At 61.1% G+C, this 21419-nt stretch carries 19 protein-coding genes and 1 tRNA gene; 10 read left to right on the plus strand and 10 right to left on the minus strand.

Annotation, left to right across the window (positions count from 1 at the left end):
- Nucleotides 1-50: 50 nt before the first annotated feature.
- The 3 genes from CZ322_RS01965 to dcd form a co-directional block, all read right to left on the minus strand.
- On the minus strand, nt 51-797 hold the full coding sequence (locus CZ322_RS01965) for a Na(+)/H(+) antiporter subunit C (RefSeq protein WP_234984417.1): 747 nt from the start codon (nt 795-797) through the stop codon (nt 51-53).
- Nucleotides 794-3919: a Na+/H+ antiporter subunit A gene (locus tag CZ322_RS01970; protein WP_234984418.1), complete on the minus strand. Its 3126-nt coding sequence runs from the start codon at nt 3917-3919 to the stop codon at nt 794-796. The genes CZ322_RS01965 and CZ322_RS01970 overlap by 4 nt, the downstream gene beginning before the upstream one ends.
- Before the next feature lie 324 nt (nt 3920-4243).
- On the minus strand, nt 4244-4843 hold the full coding sequence (gene dcd / locus CZ322_RS01975; protein WP_087069999.1) for a dCTP deaminase: 600 nt from the start codon (nt 4841-4843) through the stop codon (nt 4244-4246).
- A 196-nt stretch (nt 4844-5039) separates the two neighbouring features.
- On the opposite strand from dcd, the gene CZ322_RS01980 reads away from it, so the two are divergent.
- From CZ322_RS01980 to CZ322_RS01995, 4 genes are all read left to right on the plus strand, one after another.
- A tRNA-Gly gene (locus CZ322_RS01980) sits at nt 5040-5113 on the plus strand.
- Nucleotides 5114-5199: 86 nt separating this feature from the next.
- Nucleotides 5200-5466 carry an AbrB/MazE/SpoVT family DNA-binding domain-containing protein gene (locus CZ322_RS01985; protein ID WP_087070000.1) on the plus strand — a complete coding sequence of 89 codons (267 nt, stop codon included), beginning with the start codon at nt 5200-5202 and terminating at the stop codon, nt 5464-5466.
- Between the two features lie 105 nt (nt 5467-5571).
- A complete protein-coding gene (locus tag CZ322_RS01990) occupies nt 5572-5814 on the plus strand; it encodes a type II toxin-antitoxin system Phd/YefM family antitoxin (RefSeq protein WP_016441879.1) in 243 nt (80 codons plus the stop codon).
- A gap of 170 nt (nt 5815-5984) precedes the next feature.
- Entirely contained in the window at nt 5985-6584 is a 600-nt protein-coding gene (locus CZ322_RS01995) for a hypothetical protein (protein WP_087070001.1), read from the plus strand.
- Nucleotides 6585-6631: 47 nt separating this feature from the next.
- On the opposite strand, the gene CZ322_RS02000 is transcribed toward CZ322_RS01995, so the two are convergent.
- Complete coding sequence (locus CZ322_RS02000) at nt 6632-6997, minus strand: hypothetical protein (RefSeq protein ID WP_087070002.1); 366 nt, start codon at nt 6995-6997, stop codon at nt 6632-6634.
- A 226-nt stretch (nt 6998-7223) separates the two neighbouring features.
- Between CZ322_RS02000 and CZ322_RS02005 the strand changes: the two genes are divergently transcribed.
- The 6 genes from CZ322_RS02005 to CZ322_RS02030 all read left to right on the plus strand — a co-directional run bounded on the left by CZ322_RS02005 (nt 7224) and on the right by CZ322_RS02030 (nt 13466).
- Nucleotides 7224-7577: a hypothetical protein gene (locus tag CZ322_RS02005; RefSeq protein WP_087070003.1), complete on the plus strand. Its 354-nt coding sequence runs from the start codon at nt 7224-7226 to the stop codon at nt 7575-7577.
- Nucleotides 7552-8184 (plus strand): nucleotidyl transferase AbiEii/AbiGii toxin family protein, encoded by a 633-nt coding sequence (locus tag CZ322_RS02010; protein ID WP_087070004.1) that lies wholly within the window; start codon nt 7552-7554, stop codon nt 8182-8184. The genes CZ322_RS02005 and CZ322_RS02010 overlap by 26 nt, the downstream gene beginning before the upstream one ends.
- Nucleotides 8185-8371: 187 nt before the next feature.
- Nucleotides 8372-11731 carry a Rib/alpha-like domain-containing protein gene (locus CZ322_RS02015; RefSeq protein ID WP_087070005.1) on the plus strand — a complete coding sequence of 1120 codons (3360 nt, stop codon included), beginning with the start codon at nt 8372-8374 and terminating at the stop codon, nt 11729-11731.
- Nucleotides 11732-11895: 164 nt separating this feature from the next.
- Complete coding sequence (locus CZ322_RS02020) at nt 11896-12288, plus strand: hypothetical protein (protein WP_087070006.1); 393 nt, start codon at nt 11896-11898, stop codon at nt 12286-12288.
- 42 nt (nt 12289-12330) lie between these two features.
- Nucleotides 12331-12564, plus strand: coding sequence for a hypothetical protein (locus CZ322_RS02025; RefSeq protein WP_200807160.1), 234 nt, complete (start codon nt 12331-12333; stop codon nt 12562-12564).
- Nucleotides 12561-13466 (plus strand): hypothetical protein, encoded by a 906-nt coding sequence (locus tag CZ322_RS02030; RefSeq protein ID WP_087070008.1) that lies wholly within the window; start codon nt 12561-12563, stop codon nt 13464-13466. Before CZ322_RS02025 ends, CZ322_RS02030 begins: the two co-directional genes overlap by 4 nt.
- Nucleotides 13467-13488: 22 nt before the next feature.
- Here the strand turns inward: CZ322_RS02030 and CZ322_RS02035 are convergent, their stop codons facing one another.
- The 6 genes from CZ322_RS02035 to CZ322_RS02060 form a co-directional block, all read right to left on the minus strand.
- Entirely contained in the window at nt 13489-14949 is a 1461-nt protein-coding gene (locus CZ322_RS02035; RefSeq protein ID WP_087070009.1) for a DUF4232 domain-containing protein, read from the minus strand.
- Nucleotides 14950-15001: 52 nt separating this feature from the next.
- A complete protein-coding gene (locus tag CZ322_RS02040; protein WP_087070010.1) occupies nt 15002-15577 on the minus strand; it encodes an anthranilate synthase component II in 576 nt (191 codons plus the stop codon).
- Nucleotides 15574-17058 (minus strand): anthranilate synthase component I family protein, encoded by a 1485-nt coding sequence (locus CZ322_RS02045; RefSeq protein WP_087070011.1) that lies wholly within the window; start codon nt 17056-17058, stop codon nt 15574-15576. The genes CZ322_RS02040 and CZ322_RS02045 overlap by 4 nt, the downstream gene beginning before the upstream one ends.
- Before the next feature lie 168 nt (nt 17059-17226).
- Entirely contained in the window at nt 17227-18813 is a 1587-nt protein-coding gene (locus CZ322_RS02050) for an ABC transporter ATP-binding protein (RefSeq protein WP_234984419.1), read from the minus strand.
- Nucleotides 18810-19670 (minus strand): energy-coupling factor transporter transmembrane component T family protein, encoded by an 861-nt coding sequence (locus tag CZ322_RS02055; RefSeq protein WP_087070012.1) that lies wholly within the window; start codon nt 19668-19670, stop codon nt 18810-18812. The genes CZ322_RS02050 and CZ322_RS02055 overlap by 4 nt, the downstream gene beginning before the upstream one ends.
- A 13-nt stretch (nt 19671-19683) precedes the next feature.
- Nucleotides 19684-20250, minus strand: a complete 567-nt coding sequence (locus tag CZ322_RS02060) for an MptD family putative ECF transporter S component (protein ID WP_016441893.1) — start codon at nt 20248-20250, stop codon at nt 19684-19686.
- Nucleotides 20251-21419: the final 1169 nt, after the last annotated feature.

A 21419-nucleotide genomic window follows, 5' to 3' on the forward strand; every position in this document is an offset into this window, starting at 1 on the left:
TGCGCCCCGCGGTTCCGGTGCCGCGCGGGTGCCCGTTGCGCCCCGCGTTCCTACCGTTCGCACCGTTCACGCCGTTCCCCAGCGAGCCGTCCACGCCGTGGGTGGCATTCGGGTTGGCCACGTAGCGGTGCCGGCGGCGCTTGGGATGCCGGCGGTTCCAGCGGGCCCGGCGCCCGAAAAGCGGGGGCGGGGTATCGGGTTCGTCGCGGGATTTCGCGGGGGGTTTCTGCAAGGCTGTTTCCACTNCCCAGCGAGCCGTCCACGCCGTGGGTGGCATTCGGGTTGGCCACGTAGCGGTGCCGGCGGCGCTTGGGATGCCGGCGGTTCCAGCGGCCCAGGCGCCCGAAACGCGGGGCCGGGGTATCGGTTTCGTCGCGGAATTCCGCGGAGGTTTCCTGCAAGTCTGTTCCCACTTCGGATCGCTGGCTGCTTTCTTCCAGTTGCTGGCGTACGGCGACGGCGCGATCCTCCACGTCGTCGCGCACTTCGTCATCATCGCGCAGCTGCCAGGTGCGGTAGGCCATGGCCAGCAGGAAGCCGGTGGTGGCCAAGGTAATCACGATGGCGGTGAGCATCATGGCCATGACCAGCGGATCCGCCCACAGTTCCGGCGAGCCGTTGCCGATAAAGGGCGGGTTGCCGGTGCGGCCGCCCGCGATGAGGAAAAGAATATTGACGCCATTGGAAAGGCAACCCAGCCCGAGGATGACCCGCGAGAGGGAGCGCTCCAAAATAAGGTAGACGCCTACCGCAACGAAAACCCCGCACATGAGGATGAGGGCGAGAGATACGCTCATTGCTGCTCTCCTTCCGTTGCTGCATCGCGCTGTTCGGCGGCCATAGCCAGGCGCTCGGCTTCCTGTTGCGGGGAGGTGCGCTCGCTGAGGCCGGCCTGGGATTCCATTTCTTCGCGCAGATTCTGGCGGGCGTCGTGGGAGGGCTCGATGCGAATATCGGCATCCCACACGCCTTCTTCCATTTCCCCGTGCCGGTCAATTTCCGCGCCGAGGGACCGCAGAATCTCGGCGACCAGGCCAACAACCGCGATATAGACGCCGGTGTCAAAGATGAGCGCCGTCGTAAAATGAACGTCCCCAAAAATCGGAAGTACCATATCGATTTTCGCGGTTTGCAGCGGGCTACCACCCAAGAGGATCGGGGCGAGCGAGGAAAGAGTGGCCAGGCCCAACCCGGTTCCCAGCAGGTGGGCAGGGAGGATGGGGAGGGTGGCGCCCAGTTCGAAACGCCCGCCGGCCAGGTAGCGCAAGGTCAACGCGATGCCGGCCAGCAGCCCGCCGGCGAAGCCCCCGCCCGGCATATTGTGCCCGGCGAAGAGGAAGAAGAGCGAAATAATGAGGATAGTGTGGAAGACCAGGCGGGTGCCGATTTGCAGCATCATCGGGCGGGAGGCCACGCCCGGGCGGTTCGCGGAGGCGAGCCAGACCCGGTTGCGCCCCGAACGCCGCGCTTCTTCTTCCGCGCGCACCGAGTTGCGCACGTATTCCGCCGGGTCCTCGCCCAGGCGGCGCCAGCGTTGCGCCCGTTCGCTTTTCGCGCCGAGGATATTGCGCAGCCGGTCTGTGCCGCCGAAACGGTCGCGTACGAAGAGGAGGGAGGCGATGCCGACGGCGCAGACCACCAGCACGGAGGTCTCGCCCATGGTGTCCCACGCCCGGATATCCACGAGGGTGACATTGACGATATTGCGCCCGTACCCGAAGCGGAAACCTTCGTCGGCGAAGAGCTCCGAAATCGGGGCGTGGGTGCGCACCCCGGCCGCCAGGTAGGCGAGCCCCGCGAAAAGCAGCCCCATGATGGCCGCGAAAACAATGCGGAAGCGCTGGGTGCCTTTGGTGCGGCGGGAAGAGAAGTAGGAGGGCAGGCGGCGCAGCACCAGCACGAAGACAACGAGGGTGAGAGTTTCGGAAAGCACCTGGGTGAGAGCCAAGTCCGGCGCCCCGTAGATCTCGTAGGTGAGGGCCACGGCGTAGCCGCCGATTCCCATGAGAATCACGGCTTTGAGGCGGTGGCGGGAAGCCGCAGCGAGCAGCACGCCCAGGCAGCCAACCACGGCCACCGCGGCCTGCGCCCAGCTATCGAAGAGCCGCGGCACCACCAGGGTGCCCACCGGGTTGGTGAGCAGCGCGATTCCCACGGTAATGAGCAGGAACCAGAAAATGGTGAGGAGGTAGGTGGGAAGCGAACCGGATTGGGTGCGGGCGGTGACGGTCATGGAGAAACGTTCGGTGCCCGAAACGATGCGCTGGTAGGCTTCCTCGGCGCTGGTGCGGATGGCGTGGCGCTGGGTGAAGGCGGAAATGCGGTGGCGCTGCCAGAAGAGGAGGCAGCCGGCCGCGAGGATGGCGAGGGTCACCAGGAAGGGCCCGTTGAAGCCGGACCACAGGTGCAGGTGGCCCTGGTAGGGGGCTAGTACCGGGTATTGGGCCAGGTACTGCTCCAGGAAGGTGCTGATGGGCGTGGTTGCGAGCCCGGCCACCAGGCCCGCCGTCGCCAAAATACCCACGGGCCAGATCATGACCGCGGAAACGTCACGCACCTCGGTATCTTCCACGCGCGGTTTGCGCATGAACGCACCCCACCAGAAACGCAGGCCGTAAGCCACCGTGAGCGCCGAACCCACCGCGATGAGCACGAGCACCGCAATATCGGTGGCGCTCCCGCCCCACAGCGCACCAAGTGCCCCTTCTTTCGCCACGAAAGCCGCGAAGGGCGGGAAGCCCATCATGGAGGCATCCGCCATCCCCGCAAAAGTGGCAACCGCGGGCATATTGCGGCCCACATTGGATAGTTCGCGCAGGTCACGGGTGCCGGTGCACACGTCCACGATGCCCACGGAAAGGAAGAGCGCGGATTTGAAGAGGGAGTGGGCCAGCAGCAGCATGAGCCCGGCCAGCAGCATCGCGGAATCCCCGTAGCCAACGAACAGAATAATGAGCCCGAGCTGGGAAACCGTGCCGAAAGCGGTCACCAATTTGATATCGGTTTGTTTGAGGGCCCGGTAGCCGCCTAGCAGCACCGTGTAGGAGGCGAGGATGATCACCATCCAGTGCCAGGCCGGGTTATGCGCGAAACCGGGGGCCAGGCGCGCCACCAGGTACACCCCGGCTTTGACCATCGCCGCGGCGTGCAGGTAGGCGGAGACCGGCGTGGGCGCGGCCATGGCGGCCGGCAGCCAGAAATGGAAAGGCACCAGGGCGGATTTGGAGAACGCCCCGATAAGTACAAGTACGACGGCGCTCGTAAGCAGCGCGGAATTCCCCGGGGAGATTGTTGCTTCGTGGGAAGCCACCACGAGCTCGTGCAGCGAGAAGGACCCCCCGGTCATGACGCCGAGCATGGTAATTCCGCCCAGCATGGCCAGCCCTCCGGCCGTGGTCACAATAATGGCCTGGAAGGCCGCGCGCCGCGAGGATTGGCGGTCGGAATAGTGGCCGATGAGGAGGAAGGAAAAGACTGTGGTGAGTTCCCAGTAAATATAGAGGGCGATGGTGTTATCCGTGGTGACCAGGCCGAGCATCGCGCCGGCGAAAGCCACGAAGATCGCGCCGAAGCGGCCCAGGTAGGAGGCATCGCGTTTGAAATACCGGGCCGAGTAGAAGAGCACCGCCGCGCCCACGCCGGTGGCGATGAGGGCGAGGAGCAGGCCGAGGGCATCGATGCGGATATCGAGGTCCATGCCCAGTTGGGGTACCCAGGTGAGGGACTGCTGGTAAACATCACCGCGGAGGATGCGGGGAATGAAGCTGAGAAGCCAGAGGAAGGTGCCAGCCGGGAGGAGGGCGAGGATTGCGAAGCCGAAACGCCCGCGCTGCATCACGAGCGGTGCACACAGTGCCCCCACCGCAAATAGCAGGAGCACATATGCCACGGCAGCCTCCGTCCCTTCGACCTTTGCCATGCACGCGGGGTGCGCTACGTGTTCTACGTGCGCCGCGTGCCGAACATACGCCACGGAGCCCCTCCGCGGGTGACCTGGCGCGATGCAGCTGGTAGGTGCGGGCGCCGGTTTCTTAGGCGGTGGAGCTCGTTGTTAACGCATGGAACATCATTACAGTAGCGAAAATATGCGGGAGTGTCCCGTGTTTCCGCTCTCGATGAGACCGCGCGGCCGGGCTTGCTTTGGGAGCGCGAGCCTTGCTAAGGCTGGCGCGCTTCGGGCACGGTTTGCTGGGTGCGGGGCGCTCCGGGCGGTGCGCCAGGTGCGTTGTACTAAGGCTGGAGTTTAGTTACCGGCTTCCGGGTAGTGGGTCACGTCGATACGGTGGAAGTTAAGGTGGGAGCGCGAGGCCGTGGGGCCGCGCTGGCCCTGGTAGCGCGAACCGCTTGCGCCAGCGCCGTAGGGGTTATTGGCCGCCGAGGAAAGCTGGAAGAAGCAGAACTGGCCCACTTTCATGCCCGGGTAGAGCTTGATCGGCATCGTTGCCGTATTGGACAGCTCGAGGGTCACATGCCCGGAGAAGCCCGGGTCGATGAATCCGGCGGTGGAATGGGTGAGGAGTCCCAGGCGCCCGAGGGAGGATTTTCCTTCCAGGCGAGCTGCGACGTCGTTCCCCAAGGTGACCTGCTCAAAAGTGGAGCCGAGCACGAACTCTCCCGGGTGTAAAACGAATTCGCCGTCGGCCGGGACTTCTACCAGGCGCGTGAGGTCGGATTGGTCCGCGGCCGGGTCGATGACCGGGTATTTGTGGTTATCGAAGAGACGGAAGAAGCGGTCGAGGTGAATATCGATGGAGGAGGGTTGCACCATCGCCGGATCCCAGGGGTGCAGGGCGATGCGGCCCTCGCTCACGGAGCGCAAAATATCAACATCGGAAAGTAACACGCCTAGATTCTGACACGCGCGCGCGGGTGGGCGCTACCCGCGCGGCGGTCTGTGGAGGAATTCGCGGGCGCTGCCGTGCCGCAAGCACTAAGCCGCGGGCGCGCTTTGCGCTGGCGGGGATGGCACGCTAGGATAATCACCTAGTGATTCTTTCGCGCCTGCGGTTCCGCCGCTTGCGTGAGGTTTCACCGCTCTCGCGGGCGTAGTTCATCGGTAGAATGGCAGCTTCCCAAGCTGCAGAGGCGGGTTCGATTCCCGTCGCCCGCTCCAGTTTTCGGGCAGCGAGTCCGGCCACACATCAATATCTCACCCACTAAAATCGCAACCATCAGCACTACACCCACATCCAAGGAGGGATGACGGTGACTAATGAATTCGCAGAATCTGCCAAAGTGAAGGCGAAGGGACGCGTAACCATCCCGAAGTCGGTGCGCAAGCGGCTGGGCATCAACAAAGGAGACCGCATTGCCTTCGTCGTAGACGGCAGCGACGTGCGCGTGATCAACTCCGCCCGCTATGCATTGTCAGTGCTCCAAACTGGGTTAGCGGGCGAAGCGAAACGTTTGAGCCTCGATTCCGAAGAAGCCGTGAACGATCTGGTAGCGAGTATTAGAAACAGTTAGTCAGGCGGGCTAACTCTCGCCAAAACCGACACCCAACCCCCTTCAAATTAGGCTATATTCAACCTAGGATATGTTGTATATTCTTCTTGGAAGGGGAGGTAAGCCATGAATGTCAATACGAATACCTTGGTACCAATTTCGGAAGCGAATCAGAATTTCTCGAAGGTTGCGCGATTGGTAGACGAGTATGGCTCAGCCGTTATTTTGAAAAATAATCGCCCTCGTTACATCATCACAGAATTCGCTAAGGCGGATGAAATCACAGAGCCGGACGATGCCGAGCTCGCGAAGGTCTCAGCCGCGCTCATCAGAAAAAATGCGCGCGTATATGAGGAACTGGCGAAGTGAAGTACCTCGGCGTGCCCGCCAAAGACCTTTCTCACCACAACCCCAACCGCTAAAATTCATCGGTGGCCGCGCACTGCGGGCCCACGCTGCGGGCCCGAGCTGCACGGCGCCGGCGTCAGTCACGCCAAGCGCGGCAACGATTCGAAAACAGGCAGAAAAGGGACAAGCGTATGGATGAGGAGAAGGCCATCGGCACTGAACAGCCGCGCGGGAAGCGGCGCGGCTGGCTGCCGCTATCCGAAACGCTCTCGCTGATTTCGGTGGTTATCGCGGTGGCCGTGCTCGGCTTGAATATTTACGACCGCCACGAAGCGATCAAAGCCGAGCAATTCTCCCAGGCCAACCAGGCTTTCACCCAAAATAAGATCACCGTGGAGGAACACCGCACCGACACCGGGAAAATCGGCCGGCAGATCACCTCGAGTTTCCATAACGCCTCCCCCAACCCGGTTTTCGACCTCACGCTCGCACTGCCGGCCCCGCTCGACGGCCTCACCGTCTCCGCCGACCACTATCACGAATTCCGGCAAACCGCCGCCGGGTACGAAATCACGTTCCCCACGCTCCCGCCAAAAGAAAAAGCCGAATACGTGGACACCTACGGCGACGCCCTTTTCGGCGACCGGCCCCCGCGCACCGTCATCAACGAAAACTTCCGTTTCTGTTTCACGGACGTCAACGACCAGCGTTGGCTCGCCGACCATCGCGGCGCCCAGCGCATTTCGTCAACAACACAGTGCATTCCCGATAAGAACGACGACGCCGCCTAGCCCGCCGCCAGTACACGCGGCTGTGGGAGGCCGGCCCACGCGGCCGGCTAACCAGCAACTCTGGAAGACTCTTCTATCTTGAGCGTGTACATCGTCGAAAAAACGGTGAGCGACAGCACCAGCAGCACGATCAGGCACACCCCGGCCACCGGCAGCAGAATCATGCGGTCTACGGACTTCACCACGAAAGGCAGGGCCGCCACCGCTCCGAATAATACAATGAGGCCAATAATGGCTCCTTTCTTGAGGCGATAGCTGAGATAGATATCGCTCCCCGCCGCCGCGGAGAAAGATACGGGATTGCTCTTGAGGGGAACCAACGTTCGCACCTGAGCAACGCAGGCGCCGTCGCCCACCTCAAAAACATTATCGCGTTCAGGAAGTAGTACCTCCGGGCATTTCTTTCCATTCACACTCAAATAATGGCGGCTCCTATCATCGAAGAAGGACCACCGCCTTTTCACATGTAGCCGTGCCATAACCCGCACCTCCTCGTGCCTACATAACCTCGCTCCTACATAACGCTGTTACGCATAATTTTATCGCATTTATTCCGCGCGGCGTTCAATTTAATTGCTCCACTGTGGCCGGCGGCGCTCTTCCCCTCTAGGATGGAGGAAGAACCGGGAAGGAGGCCACATGCGCGATATTGCACCGTATTCACAACGCAAGCATTATGAACTGCCCTCTTCTCTGGATGTGCTTCGCGGCCCCGGCATGGGCGGCACGCTTTATCTCGACCACTCGATCATCTGGGCACCGAATTCCCAGACGATCCATCTTGAAAGCAACGGCCTCATCAAGCGCGGTTATACAGCATTGATCAACGAGGGCACCACAGAACAGCAGGAACGCTGGCTAAATCGGGAACTCCTCCTGCAGGTCTGGCCAACACTTAGCTTGCCGTGGCGCGTCTACGAGATGTGGGAATCAAAATTCCCGGAACTGCCCGAGAATCGGATCTTCCATGGAAAATCTCGAATTTCAGCGTAAACTCACCCGCCTCATCCTCTCGAAGATCGAAAAGTACGGCTTCGTTCTGTGCGGCTCGGGAGCACTACGCGAGCACGGAGTCATTACGCGCCCCACCGAAGATATTGACCTTTTTACCGTCCAGAAGCATGCGGATACGTTCCCGCTGGCGTACCAGAAGGTAGTGGAAACGTGTATCGAATACGGCTTCAAGGTTGCGACGACGCACGCAAGCGGCCAGTACGCCAACCTGGTCATCTCCGACGGAGATAACGTTTTATCCATCGATATGGGTGTTGATTGGCGTGGCTTCCCTCCAGCCACGTTAAACATCGGTCCAGTTCTGGCGGAGGAAGACGCCGCGGGCAGCAAAGTCGCCGCACTGTATTCCCGCGCAGAATCTCGTGATTATTTGGATGTGGATTCACTTCGCCGCAGCGGCCGCTATACCGACGATCAGCTCATCACCCTCGCCAAGGAAAGCGATCTCGGATTCGACATGGGATTCTTTATTCAGCGCTTAGAAGCCTGCGCTTACGTGGACTTCGACGAGGTAGCCCAGTACGGCATCTCCGAAGAAGAATTTCCGCTGTCCAGGAACGCTACGCCCAGTGGTATACAACCCTGAACAGGTAAAGCGGCACCCACCCCTCCCCGTTACCCACACATTCACCAGCAAGAAAAGACCTGGTCATACGTCACAGGGAATCGGTTTTCAACCCTCTGACCTGCGGATTAGAATAATGATACGAATTCCCTATTCAAATCAATGTTGTATTCATTGTTCAACGATTGGGAAATAAGGAAGGGATCTCGTGACCTCTTTTCGTAAGATAGCGGGTGCCACCCTGGCGGCCACCCTTATATTCTTCGGCGGCACTCCCGCGCTCGCCGACCCAGCTTCCCCCGCGGGAGCTCCAAGCTCCGAACAAGCCAATTCCGCAAAGTTCGGCGGCGCCATCGCAAAGAACTTCTTCTTAGTCAATGGACTGACCGAGGCTGAGGTGATTGACTCCGTCAAGGCTCAGCTCACCAAGAACAACCTGAACCCCGATGAGTACGAGTTCACGGTAAAGAACCTCAACGAAGCCAACGCTAACTCGTACGGCCCGAAGCGTAAAGATCGCGTTAAGGACGTACCGGTTATCGTGGCCAAGAAGGGGACTCCGGAAACCTTCGACACCTACAACGTCAAGGTTTTCTACTACGCTCCGCCTTTCGCGTTCCGGGAGGAAAACCCGGATCCCCAAAAGGGCGCCCCTCAAAATCAAAGCACCCATAATGCGGGCAAAGTAACTGTTGCCGACCCGAATAGCTACACCCTGTCCGCGGATCAGCAGACAAAGATCGTTGACGCTTTCCTCAAGAACAACCCAGCTCTCGGACTCACCCGTGATCAGGTCACCGTGGATGATCAAGGAAAGCTCACTATTGCCAACAAAGCCGGTGAAGACGGGTTTAGCGTCGTCGTTCCCAGCAGCGAATCCGTGAGCGTTATCGGGAAGGTTCCCAATATTCTGGTCTTCTTGGATCCGTCCACGAATACAAACCAGAACAAACTGAAGTCCACTCCCGTTCCTCCGGTAACAGTTACGCTGAAAGCCGATGACTACAGCAAGGGTAAGCTCTGGGGAACTAACGCCCCGGGCCAGGGCGAGGCGTGGTCAGCCGCGAAACAGCTTTCCGGGTTCGACCTCAAGCTCGCCGGTAATACCGCCGTTATCTCCGGTCAGTATGACGCTGGTATCTCCAACTCGATTGGCGGTAAGCGTTTTATCGGAATCCGTACGGACAAAGCCGAAGATATGCGCTACACCCAGTCCTTCTCGAACCTGTTCAAGGTCCGCGTTCTCCCCACGAAGCAGGACACTCTCATCCGCAGCTTGGATACCGACGCGCCTTTCACCCCTGAGGATGTGAAGGGGCTTATCGATGTGGATTACGGCAAGCTCGGAATTCTTAAGTACGGCGACGACGCGGGACTTTCTAAGCAGGATGTTCACAACGAGGTCAAGGGTAAAATCACCAAGAATATTGAGGTTCCCGGGATCAGTCACGAACCCGGCACCCAGGAATTCCCCGGCACGCTCACAACCGACCTTGGCGCGGTCTCCCCGAAGCTGACCGCTACCATCATTTACTACACGTCCAAGATTTCTGAGACAGCAGTAACTGACCCGAATAACCTGACGCCCGGCGAACAGGATGCCATCAAGGCTAAGGTCAAGGAACTCAACCAGCTCAAGGACACGGACAAAGTCACGGTGGACAAGGAAGGCAATGTCACGATTGTCTTCAACCGCAACGGCAAGGATCTCGGCACCAAGACCTTCAAGGCGCCGCTCGTCACGCCTTCATATCCGGATTCCAGTGGCAAGTCCGGTTCCACGGTTGAGGTTCCGATCTCCACGCCGGAAGGCTTCACTTTCCCGGACGGTTCCACGTTTAAGGTCGACGGCGAAGCTCCTGCTGGACTCACCGTTGGCAACGACGGCAAGATTACCTACCAGATCCCCGAGGATAAGGAGACCGGCGATGTGACGGGCACTGTGCTCGTGACGATTCCCGGCCAGCCCGATCCGGTGAAGGTTCCCTTCAAGATCACTGTCACCAAGCCGAAGATGGCAGAGAAGATTACCTTGAAGGATCCCGATATCACCGGAGTCGTTGACCTCAATAAACTCACGCCCGAGGAAAAAACCAAGGTTAGCGATGCCATCAAGGCCAAGAACCCGGATCTGCCTACGGATGCTGAGATCACTGTCTCCGACAATGGAACTGCGACCGTGACCTACAAGGACGGTTCCTCAACTACCTTCACTCCGGACAAGACGGTTCGCCAGCTCAAGGACAACGAAAAGACCAAGATCAACGACCCCGAAATCACCGGCGTCGTTGACGTCAATAAGCTGACCGATCCCGAACGCGAGCAAGTCAAGAAGGCCGTCGAGAAGAAGAACCCGGATCTTCCTACTGGCACTACGATCACCGTCTCAGAAAACGGCACGGTCACCGTGACCTTCCCTGATGATTCCACAACGCAGATTCCTGCTGAGAAGACGGTTCGTCAGCTCAAGGACAACGAGAAGATCACTCTCAAGGATCCTGAAGTAACCGGCGTGGTTGACCCGAATAACCTCACCCCCGAGGAACAGGACCAGGTGAAGGACAAGGCTAAGAAGGCCAACCCGGATCTCCCGGAGAACACCCAGGTCACCGTCGGCAAGGACGGCACCGTAACAGTCACGTTCCCGGACGGTTCCGAGACCCAAATCCCGGCCGACAAGACTGTCCGCAAGCTCAAGGACAACGAGAAGATCACTCTCGAGGATCCTGAGCTCACCGGAGTTGTCGATGTCAATAAGCTGACCGATCCCGAACGCGAGCAGGTCAAGAAGGCCGTCGAAAAGGAGAACCCGAACCTCCCTGAAGGAACCACGATCACCGTCTCCGAAAACGGCACGGTCACCGTGACCTTCCCGGACAAGTCGACGACCACGATCACTCCGGACAAGACGGTTCGCCAGCTCAAGGACAACGAGAAGATCACCCTCAAGGATCCCGAGCTCACTGGAGTTGTGGACCTGACCAACCTCACCGATCCGGAACGTGAGCAGGTCAAGGACAAGGTCAAGAAGGCCAACCCGGATCTCCCGGAGAACACCCAGGTCACCGTCGGCAAGGACGGCACCGTGACCGTCACCTTCCCGGATGGCTCCGAGACCCAGATCCCGGCCGACAAGACAGTCCGTAAACTCAAGGACAACGAGAAGATCAAGATCAATGACCCTGAGCTCACCGGAGTTGTGGACCTGACCAACCTCACCCCCGAGGAACAGGACCAGGTGAAGGATAAGGTCAAGAAGGCCAACCCGGATCTCCCGGAGAACACCCAGGTGACAGTTGGTAAGGACGGTACCGTGACCGTCACCTTCCCCGACGGCTCTACGAGCCAAATCCCGGCTGACAAGACCGTCAAGCTGCTCACCCCGGCCGGTAACGGTGATGCCGACAAGGGCAATAAGGGTGACAAGCCGGACGCTTCCAAGCCCGTCAAGGTCAAGAAGGTCAAGAAGCTGCAGCACACCGGTGCTGATGTGACGCTTGGGCTCTTGGCTGCGGCCGCCGCGGTGGCTGCCGGTGGGGCCCTGGCTGCTGGGCGTCGTCGCCGCTAAAAGAGTTTCGGGAACGTGATCTCGCACGATCACGCCGAAACAACAACTAATGCTCCCCGGGAGTGGCCGAAACATCGACCGTTCTCGGGGAGCGTTGCATTCACACCCGTCTCCGCACCCGCACCCGCATCGACAAAATATCTCAATGAGGAGGTTTCGCTACCATGCATATCGTGGCTCGCTACGGATCGCTCGCCAGTTCTTTCGTTTTGCTCGCAATGTGCCTCGGGGCCCTGGTTCTCAACCTGACGGACACCTGGCACTTCACGCCCGGGACCGCCACGCCCGCGGTTTTTGTGGCTGCCACGGTGGTGCTGGCCACCGCTGGCATCGGCTGCACGTACCGGCTTGCCGGCTGGACTCGGGCAAGCATCGCCTACGCATTATGCGCGGCCGTGCTCTCCGTGGGCGTTATTTCGTTGTGGCTCGCCAGCGGGACCGAAACTCTTAACCTCATCGGCGCCGTAGCCTGGATAGGCGGCTCCCTGGGAATATGCGCTGCCGCGCTCCGCGTCTGCCAGTCCGCTCAGCCCGGCAACTCCGCATCGCAGGCGTAATGCCACCTTGCCCACAGATGCACGTCAGCATATACTGACGATGTGATGACGAAGAAGCAGCAAGCGAGGCTAGATCCAGCGGTGATCGCGGAGAAACTGCGCGCCGCCCATTCCATGCGCGTGGAGGCTGATCGCATCACGAAGTACTACGTCGAGGAAGCGGTGCGCGCGGGCATGTCCTGGAGCGATATCGGCCGTTGCCTGGAGGTAACCAAGCAATCAGCCCATCGCAAATACGCGGCGGGGCTGCCGCGCGACCTAAGGAACCCGTCATGAAACTGCCTTCCCGAGCCGCTCTCCGGCTCATCCAGAATTCCGACTTCGAAGCGCGCCGCGCCTGGCGGGAAGAGATCAGCCTCGTCGATGTTTTCCTTGCGATACTCTCCTGCGGGGGCAGCGCCAGCCGCGTCTGCGCCCGCGCCGGCCTCACGCTACGCGTTGCACGTGAGCACGCTAACCAGCTCCACGCGGAACGCCTCGAAGAATTTGGGTTACCGCCCGTGCCCTTGCGTGAACGCACCTACGCTGAGGTTCATGATGACACCACCGAGATCTCCACGCCCGGGGATCTGCAAAAATTCCTCAGTGGGAAATTCCCAGGCAATGATTACCACTGCGGCGTGGCCGTCCGTTTGCTCCGCGATGAGGCTTCCTGCCGCGCGATTGTGGAACGTGCTGGAATCAACATTGAGCAGCTCATCGCCACGCTTGAGATAGCCGAACCCCTCACCCAGCCACGCCGTATCAAGCGCACTGCACAGCTGCGGATCTACCTACCCACCAACGCCCGTAAAATCCGTGAATGCGCAGCTTCTGCGGAATTCGCCGTCGAGAATTTCAACAATGCCGCCCGTCCCCGCTGGAGGCTGCGCTACATGGGGTCAGAAGGCCAGCCCACAGTATGGGAGCTTTCTGAACTGCCCCGACTGTCCGGGGCGCGTAAACCGGCACAAGATGATAGTCGTTTCATGCCGCAATTCCACCGTTTCACTCTGCTCGCAGAAGACGATCCGGAAGCCGCATCTAGTGCTACCGGCGAAGGCTGCTTTGTCACGCTCACACAGAGCATTGGTAAATCCGGCCTATTATCACGAATTTTCTTCCGGATTCTTCTGGGTGCGGTAATTATCGCTTTTCCGGCTAATTACCTCGCCGATTGGGTAGCTCAGTCCGAGTAACGCACCAATGAGAATGATTACGTTAGTGCCAGGCCCCTACCCGGATGGGCAGCGTAATATCGCCGTCGAACCACGTCTCCTCGCCTTTCCGCGCGGGTACGGGGATCACTTCACCACCGGGACTCAGTTGGAGCCCTAAGAGCTGCTGCTCGCCAGCATCCCCGGAGTTACTTACCCGCCACTCAATCTCCATCGTGGCACTGTCCCCCGGAGGAAGCTCAACTCCACGTTCATAGGCGCTGGAGTCCGCTCCGGTGATTTCCGTGGTTCTGAGCTCGGTGGTCGTAAGCTCGGTGCCGGGAAGGCTATCGCTCTGGCTTCCCGCATCAGAGAGCCACACCCCGGCCATGCCCCGCACCGAGCACGCGGTCGCGCCGCGATTGGTGAGCGTGATTCGCACCTGCCGCGCACCAAGAGCACCATCCACCGAGCTCCGGCTCATATCCACCTGCTCGGACGTACACGGCGCCGAAATTGCGCCCGGGCGCGGATCTCGTGTAGACCTGGACGGCACTCCAGAAACAGGCGAAGGTTCCGGCACGGGCGAAACCTCCCCCGTAGGCGTAGTTTGCGGTACGGACGCCCCAGAAGAATCCCGGGAATCTTCCACTTCTCGCGGGAACGTTACCGACTCGCCCTTCATAAAGCTGCGATCCGCCGGCGAAGGAAGCAGCCACCAGCCTAAAGCGGAAAGCACCACCGCCGCGGCGGTGACGCCCAAGCTAAGTTTCAGGAGAAAACCCGGTGATCCGCCAGCATCTCCGGCCGCATTTTCGGCTGCCTTACCGACTTCTGTCCGGCAGTTTTCACGCGCAAAAACAAGACCACCCAGCATCACCCCACAAGAAACGATAACCACAATGATCAAGCCCAGGGGCCCCGCGGTGACCAGGCTAGGAGCCATCAACACGCCCGCGCCAGCCCCGGCCACAGCCACCGCTCCGCCGTTCATCCACGCCGCGCGGCAGGCACCTGTTCCCACCGCGAGGGTAAGGGAAAAGAGCATTCCCGTTCCGAACCCGAGCAGCCCCACCCCGGCCACGGCTCCCTCAGGCACACCACCGAAGAGCGCGGCCAGGCTTCCGAGTATTGCCACCGCCACGACCGCGAGCGTGCCCAGCACTTCCACCGCTATCGCCAGGTAACGTACCTGCTTGCGCGGGCCGCGGGCACCGCCAAACTTACTCGAAGCTCGCGGCAGTGAACGCCCCAGAGCAATCCAAGCACCTATCCCCGCCGCGATCCCGGCCAGGATAATAAGCAAATAATCCCAAGGAAAAGGAGCTACCCGGCACTGCCGTGTCGCATTCCAGCTACACCACGCGCCATCTGCGTACGAGTTCAGCACCAGGGACTGACGCACAGTCCACACAACAGCCACCCAGGAAAGCACCAGAACGGCAGCCGCGCCGAGCCCGCGAGCTCGCCATAGTGGCCGCTCAGGCGTGGGGAGCTGCGCGGGTGCAGACGCGTCGTTAGTCATGCCGCGATTCTAGTGCGCGTCGTCGTACCACGATAAGGGTACGACGACGCAGCTACCGGCAACGCGCGAGGAAATTCTTCATGATCGTGCGCCCGCAGGGGGTGAGGATCGATTCGGGATGGAATTGCACCCCGAAGACGGGGAAGCGGCGGTGCTCCACCGCCATGACCTCCCCATCCCCCACGCAGCGCGAAGTCACCGCCAGATCATCGCCCAGGGTATCGTCGCGCACCGCGAGGGAATGGTAGCGGGCCACCATTTCTTCATCCGCGCATCCCGCGAAGAGGGTGCTGGAGGTATCCATGCGGGCCGGGCGGGCGATGCCGTGCACCACCTCCGCCGCGTAGGTCACGGTAGCGCCGAAGGCCTCGCAGATCGCCTGGTGGCCCAGGCACACCCCGAGGATGGGGGATTTTCCGGCCAGCTGCTCCACCAGCGGCATGGACACACCGGCGTCGCGGGGGAAGCCCGGGCCGGGGGAAATAATAATGCCATCCGGGGCCAGCGCATCAATCTCCGCCACGCTCAGGGCATCATTACGAACCACCTTGACATCCGGGCGGAAAGATCCGACCAGCTGCACCAGGTTGTAGGTGAAAGAATCGTAGTTATCAATGATGAGGATCATGAGCATTCCTCCAACTGGGCGGCGTCGTGCAAAGCTTCCAGGACGGCCGCGGCCTTATTTAGGGTTTCTTGGTATTCGGTGGCGGCAACGGAATCTTGGACGATACCCGCGCCGCTGCGCGCGTAGACCGTGTTCCCGATCTTGTAGGCGATGCGGATACCGATGCAGGTATCGAGGTTCCCGGAAAAATCGAGGTAGCCGATGGCCCCGCCATAAATACCACGTTTATTGCCTTCAAGATCGTTAATGAGCTGGCAGGCGCGAATCTTCGGCGCCCCGCTCAAGGTACCCGCGGGCAGAATCGAAGCAACGGCATCCAGGGCATCGCACTCGGGGCGAATTTTCCCACTCACCGTGGAACCAATATGCATGACGTGGGAGAAACGCACCACGTCATGGAAACGATCCACATTCACGGTGCCGAATTGCGCCAGGCGGCCAATATCATTACGCCCCAAATCCACGAGCATATTATGTTCGGCCAACTCCTTCGGGTCGGCCAGCAGCTCTTCTTCCAGGCGAGCATCCTCCACGGGAGTGGCCCCGCGCGGCCGCGTGCCGGCCAGCGGGAAGGTGAAGAGGGTGCCATCCTCCAATTTCACCAGGGTTTCCGGGGAGGCCCCCGCCACCTCAATATTATGCCCGCTGAAATAGAACATATGCGGGGAAGGATTAATAGTACGTAACACCCGATAAGTATCAATAAGAGACCCGGTGAATTCCGCTCGCAAGCAATTAGAGAGCACGATCTGGAAAATATCACCCTCGTGAATATAGTGCTTGGCGCGCTCCACCATCGCCACGAATTCCGCCTCGTTGAGGACCGGGGTAATTGGGCCGGTCAAGCGCCCGGTAGTATCCGCCACCGGCTCCCCGTGGAGCAGCAACTGGGCCAGTTCGCGTAATTCTTCCGTAGCCCGCGGGTATTCTTCCTCCAGGTTATCGAGACCCACCACCTTGATTAATATGATTTTTTGGCGGAAGTTATCGAAGGCAATAACGGTGTCGAAAAGCATAAGATCGACATCATTAAATCCCTCCTCGTTCGGGGCATCGAGGCGCAGGGTGGGTTCGGCATATTTCACGTAGTCATAGGAAAAATATCCCACCAGCCCGCCGGCGAAGGGCGGCATCCCCGGGATTTTCGGGCTGCGGTAGCGGGCGAGCACCTCGCGGATAGCATCCGAAGGGGAATCATAGGCGGCCGGCTGATCATTAATCCGCACCTGCCCGTCCACGGCGGTAATTTCGAGTTTCGGATCGTAGCCGAGGAACGTGTAACGCCCCCAGGTCTGATCCTGGCCGGCCGATTCGAGCATATAGACGTGATCGGAAACGTTTTTGAGGATTTTCAGAGCGGTGACGGGCGTGAGGGAATCGGAAAGAATTTCGGTGGCGACGGGAGCGGCGCGATACTCGGGCGCAACGCAGTGCTCGGTTCTGAAGGCGCTCAGCTCAGCGAGGGCAGGGTAAAACTGCATAATTATCCTTTGTGATAACAGTGCGGGGGTCTTGATTATGGGGTGACGTTGATCCCTGAGGGCACGTACGCGCGAAGCACGCGCGTGCGGGGAAGAAAAATTAGGCGCGCCATCGACGCCAGCCGGCGCCCAGCGCCGCAAGCTTTGCACAACCCGTATCCATACCCGTCACTTTAGCAGGCCGAATAGTTCGGCGCGCTGCGTTCCACTTTCCGGATCCCGCGGCTCCAGATGCAGCTCATTATCGGCCACCTCGTTAATGAATTCCGGATCGTGGCTGATCACCAGGACCGTGGCTCCGCGCGCTGCAAGCGCGCGGATGTGAGTGGAGATGGAGTGGAGGTGCCGATAATCCACCCCGGAGGTCGGTTCGTCAAAGACATAAAAGTCGGCGTGTGCCACCGTTGCATTGGCGACGACGAGGCGCTGCTTCTGCCCGCCCGATAGAGTAGCCGGATGCCGGTCCGCTACCTCGCCTAATCCGAGGTCGGCCAAGACCTGCTCGATCCGGTCCGCGCTCACCCCGGCATTCCCCAGCGCCACTTCCCCGCGCACGGTTTCCGCGAACAGCTGGCGGGTGACATCCTGCATGACCAAGCTGGAATGGCGCAGCCGCTCGCGCCCCCGGCACACTTTCCCGCCGAAGGAAATTCGCGCACCAGATTCCGGATGCGCCAGCCCGATGAGCACCCGGGCCAGGGTGGTTTTCCCCGCCCCGTTGGGCCCCGTCACCGCGGTGACCTGCCCGGCCGGGATCTCCACCCGCTCCAGATTAAGCACCTCGTGGGGCCCGTAGGCAAAGCGCACCGCCTCGGCCACCACGCCCGGGGTGGTGGGCGCGCTGGCCGGGGTGCCGGCGTCGTCGCCCTTATGCGCGGTGGCGGAAACGCGCGCCGCACGTTCGGGTACCCGCAAGGTCCGCAGGCCCAGACCGATGCGTTCGGTTTCGTCCATCGCAAAGAAATCCGCAGCGGCGTAGCGCCCGGTGATGCGCCCGCCGTGCATCACGACGACGCGATCCGCTACGCCACGCAGCGGGTAGAGGCGGTGCTCGGCGATGATCGTGGTCCAGCCGCGGGCTTTGAGGGCGCGTACGACCTGCGCGAAATGCCCGACCATCTCGGGGCTGAGGTTGGAGGTTGGCTCGTCGAAGAGGAGGATGCGGTGCGGGCCGACCAGCGCGGCAGCGCTCGCCACCAATTGCAATTCGCCCCCGGAAAGCTGGGCGAGGCGGCGCGGGAGGAAACGCTCAATATTCCAGGTGGTGGCAGCGTGGGCGATGCGTTCGGCGATGAGCTCAGGGGCGTCCCCGGCGTTTTCGCCGGCGAAGGCGAGTTCCTCGAGGACTTTCGCGGTGAAGAATTGCGCGCGCGGGTTTTGGAACACGGTGCCGGCCGCGCGCCCGAGCTCCTGAATCGGGGTGGCGGTGGTGCTAAGCCCGGCCAGGCGGACCTCGCCGTGCAGCTCGCCGGGGTAGAGCTCGGGGATGAGGCCGTTGAGGAGTTTGAGGATCGTGGACTTCCCGGAGCCGGACGGCCCGGTGATGAGGGTGCACGAGCCTTCCGGGAAGTCGAGGTCAATATCGCGCACGCCGCACTCGGTGGCGGGTAGCTCGGGATCGCTCTGGTAGGTGAAGGTAACGCCGCGCAGGTAAGTGGCGGAATCCGCGGTTGCAGAAGCAGACGCTGCGGTGCCCGCGGTTTCGGGAGCCACGGAACTCTGGGCATCGGGGGCTTGCTGATCGGGCGCGCTCATCGCACTCCTCCCGGGGTGAAGCTGATATTGGCGAGGTAGTAGCGCGCCACAATGAGGGCCGCGATGACCGCGAGCCACAGCGCATCCACCCAGGAGAAACGCAGGCGATGCAGCGAGGTGGGGCGGGTGCGCGAGCCGAGGCCGCGCAGGGTTCCCGCCGCCGTCATATCATCGGCAATGCGGGCGCAGGAGGACAGCAGCGGGACCAGGATAAATTCCAGGTAGCGCAAGGGATGGAACACGGCGCTCCAGCCCATGGCCAGGCCGCGTAGCGCCATTGCCTCGCGCACCGCCCGGTATTCGGAAACCACGATCGGCAGGAAACGCAGCAGCACGGTGATCGGTGCGGTGACCGCCACCGGGATACGCAGGGCGCGCAGCGCGGCCACCAGCTCGCCGGGCACCAGCACCGTGAGGGCATACCCGGCCAGGGCGGCCGCCGCGCATAATTTGAACATCCAGAACCCGAAAGCCACGAAAAAGGCACCCAAGGCGGAGGCCCCGGTGAGGCTCGGGAGGAAAATAAGGAACATCCAGAAGGATTCCACCACGATAATGCCGAGGGCCAGTTTCACCCGCCCGTTACTCACGAGCGCGAGCGCGGCCACCAGCACCACGATGACCGCGAGCAGGAAACTGCCGCGCGTCATGACCAGCGCATTGCCCACCAGCACCAGGAGGAGGACGGTGCGCGGGTCCGGGCGCCAGCGCCGGCGCTCATCCAAGCTCAGAATCCCGCCGGCATCAAGAACCGCGGGCGCGCCACTGTCGGGCTGAGCTGGCACACCGGTAGCGGAAGCGAGCGGGCCGCGAGCACGCGGGCCCGCGGCGTCGTCGTTAAAAATTGTGGAATCCACCGGAACCTCGCAGCTAGCGGGCGATACCGGACGTGCGGAAATGGCGGCGCAGCACCGAATCACCGAAGAAACCGCCGATAATTCCGAGCACGAACACGGCCACGCCCCAGATGGCAATCATGGTTGGGGAGAGGAACCAGCGCAGGCCGTCGGCGTACTCGGTGCCCATGGAGCCGGCGATGTACTGGTAGTAGCCTTCCGCGTCGGTGAGAACCGGGAACCACGGGGCGACGTACCACAGCGACATCAGCGCATAGCCGAGGATCTTGAGGTAACGCTTGCCGCGGGTGAAGAGATAATCGCCTAACAGCCCCAGGCCGAAGGTGAGCAGCACGGTCACCCACGGATGCCCGGTGAGCACCATAAGTGCGCCCACGAGCAGCGCCATAAGCCCGAGGGTGCCGAATTTCGGGGCGCGTGCTTTGAAGAGGAAAACGACGACGCCGTTGGCGATAATCCCCAGCGCGTAGCCCACGAACATCATCGCCGGGTTGATGACGCCCAGCATTCCGAAGCCGAAAAGAACAACGAAGTAGATGGCGGTAAAAACGCCAATGTTAATAAAGTCTTTAGTTTTCACGGTGAGTCACTCCTGAACGAAGTAGTGAGAACGAATCAGGGGCGGATTAGGGCACCCTAACTTGAACTTTCGGGGATTAACTGTAGCGCGATCTGAGCGTGCGTCAATAGGACGTGTGAAATACGGGCGAAATGCGGGGGTGGTGGGGTGGATTCACGGCCATTGCGGAAGCCTGCGCCGGGCGGCACGCGAGGCGAAAATGCGCCGAGCCGCGAAACGGAAATGCACCGAGCCGCGAAGCGCGCCACAGCGTCTGCACAAGCGCCGTGAAACGGGTAGCCTAAATCTGTATCGATTTTCAATCGCTCGCGCCAATGGTGGTGTTGCGCCACAATCGTACCGAAGGAGGAACCTGTGACCAGAAAAATCTCCGGCGCCCTCATCGCTCTTATTTTTGGCTTGCTCGCGGCCATCGCGCCCTTGCCGACCGCGCTCGGGGAGCCAAATCCGCCGGGCGAAACCACCGCATCCACGTGGGACGAGCTCATCACCACCGCTTCCCAATCGGGTGATATAAGCGCGACTCTTTCCCATAAGTTGGGTCTCAGTGCGGATGCGCCGGTACTGCGGGTTCCGGCCGGCACCCAGCTCACCCTCACCGGCAGCGGTGAAATCACCGGCGCGGATCTACCCGCGATCCAGGTGGACAAGGGTGGTTCTCTCACCCTGGCCGGCCCTTCGTTTACCCGCACGCAATTCGTGGTGGAGGGCACACTCACGGTGAGTGCCGGCTCGATTCACGATACGGCCCTCACCGGCCCGGTTATTTTCGTTAAGGGCGGGGAACTCAATATCAGCGGCACCGCTGATTTCTCGCGTAATTCCAGTGCGCCGCAGGGTGGCACGCTCGGGCCGAGCGGCGTCGTCGCCAAAAAATATGCACCGATTACCGCCTACGGCGGAACCATCAACGTGAGTGGCGGCACCCTCACCGAGAATTCCGGCCTGCAACTGGGCGGCGCTATTGGGGTGTGGGGCAGCGCGGAGCAGCCCGCAAAACTCGCGATCAGCGGGGGTACGCTCAGCAAAAATACGGTGAGCCACCCGGAGTTCAACGGTCTCGGTGGAGCGGTCTTTACCGAAGGTGCCACCGTGGAGCTCAGTGGCGGCACCCTGAGCGAAAATGCCACCGAAATCGGCGGGGCTATGGCGCTTATGCACTCCCCCTT

The organism is Actinotignum timonense (assembly GCF_900155575.1).
Classification (GTDB): Bacteria; Actinomycetota; Actinomycetes; order Actinomycetales; family Actinomycetaceae; genus Actinotignum; species Actinotignum timonense.

Excerpts from the sequence above, each read along its gene's own strand:
- CZ322_RS02045 (WP_087070011.1), bottom strand. The coding sequence starts at position 17,058 with ATGCAGTTTTACCCTGCCCTCGCTGAGCTGAGCGCCTTCAGAACCGAG.
- CZ322_RS01970 (WP_234984418.1), bottom strand. The coding sequence starts at position 3,919 with ATGGCAAAGGTCGAAGGGACGGAGGCTGCCGTGGCATATGTGCTCCTG.
- CZ322_RS02050 (WP_234984419.1), bottom strand. The coding sequence starts at position 18,813 with ATGAGCGCGCCCGATCAGCAAGCCCCCGATGCCCAGAGTTCCGTGGCT.
- CZ322_RS01990 (WP_016441879.1), top strand. The coding sequence starts at position 5,572 with ATGAATGTCAATACGAATACCTTGGTACCAATTTCGGAAGCGAATCAG.
- CZ322_RS02020 (WP_087070006.1), top strand. The coding sequence starts at position 11,896 with ATGCATATCGTGGCTCGCTACGGATCGCTCGCCAGTTCTTTCGTTTTG.
- CZ322_RS01985 (WP_087070000.1), top strand. The coding sequence starts at position 5,200 with ATGACGGTGACTAATGAATTCGCAGAATCTGCCAAAGTGAAGGCGAAG.
- CZ322_RS01995 (WP_087070001.1), top strand. The coding sequence starts at position 5,985 with ATGGATGAGGAGAAGGCCATCGGCACTGAACAGCCGCGCGGGAAGCGG.
- CZ322_RS02005 (WP_087070003.1), top strand. The coding sequence starts at position 7,224 with ATGCGCGATATTGCACCGTATTCACAACGCAAGCATTATGAACTGCCC.
- CZ322_RS02040 (WP_087070010.1), bottom strand. The coding sequence starts at position 15,577 with ATGATCCTCATCATTGATAACTACGATTCTTTCACCTACAACCTGGTG.
- CZ322_RS02035 (WP_087070009.1), bottom strand. The coding sequence starts at position 14,949 with ATGACTAACGACGCGTCTGCACCCGCGCAGCTCCCCACGCCTGAGCGG.
- CZ322_RS02030 (WP_087070008.1), top strand. The coding sequence starts at position 12,561 with ATGAAACTGCCTTCCCGAGCCGCTCTCCGGCTCATCCAGAATTCCGAC.
- CZ322_RS02010 (WP_087070004.1), top strand. The coding sequence starts at position 7,552 with ATGGAAAATCTCGAATTTCAGCGTAAACTCACCCGCCTCATCCTCTCG.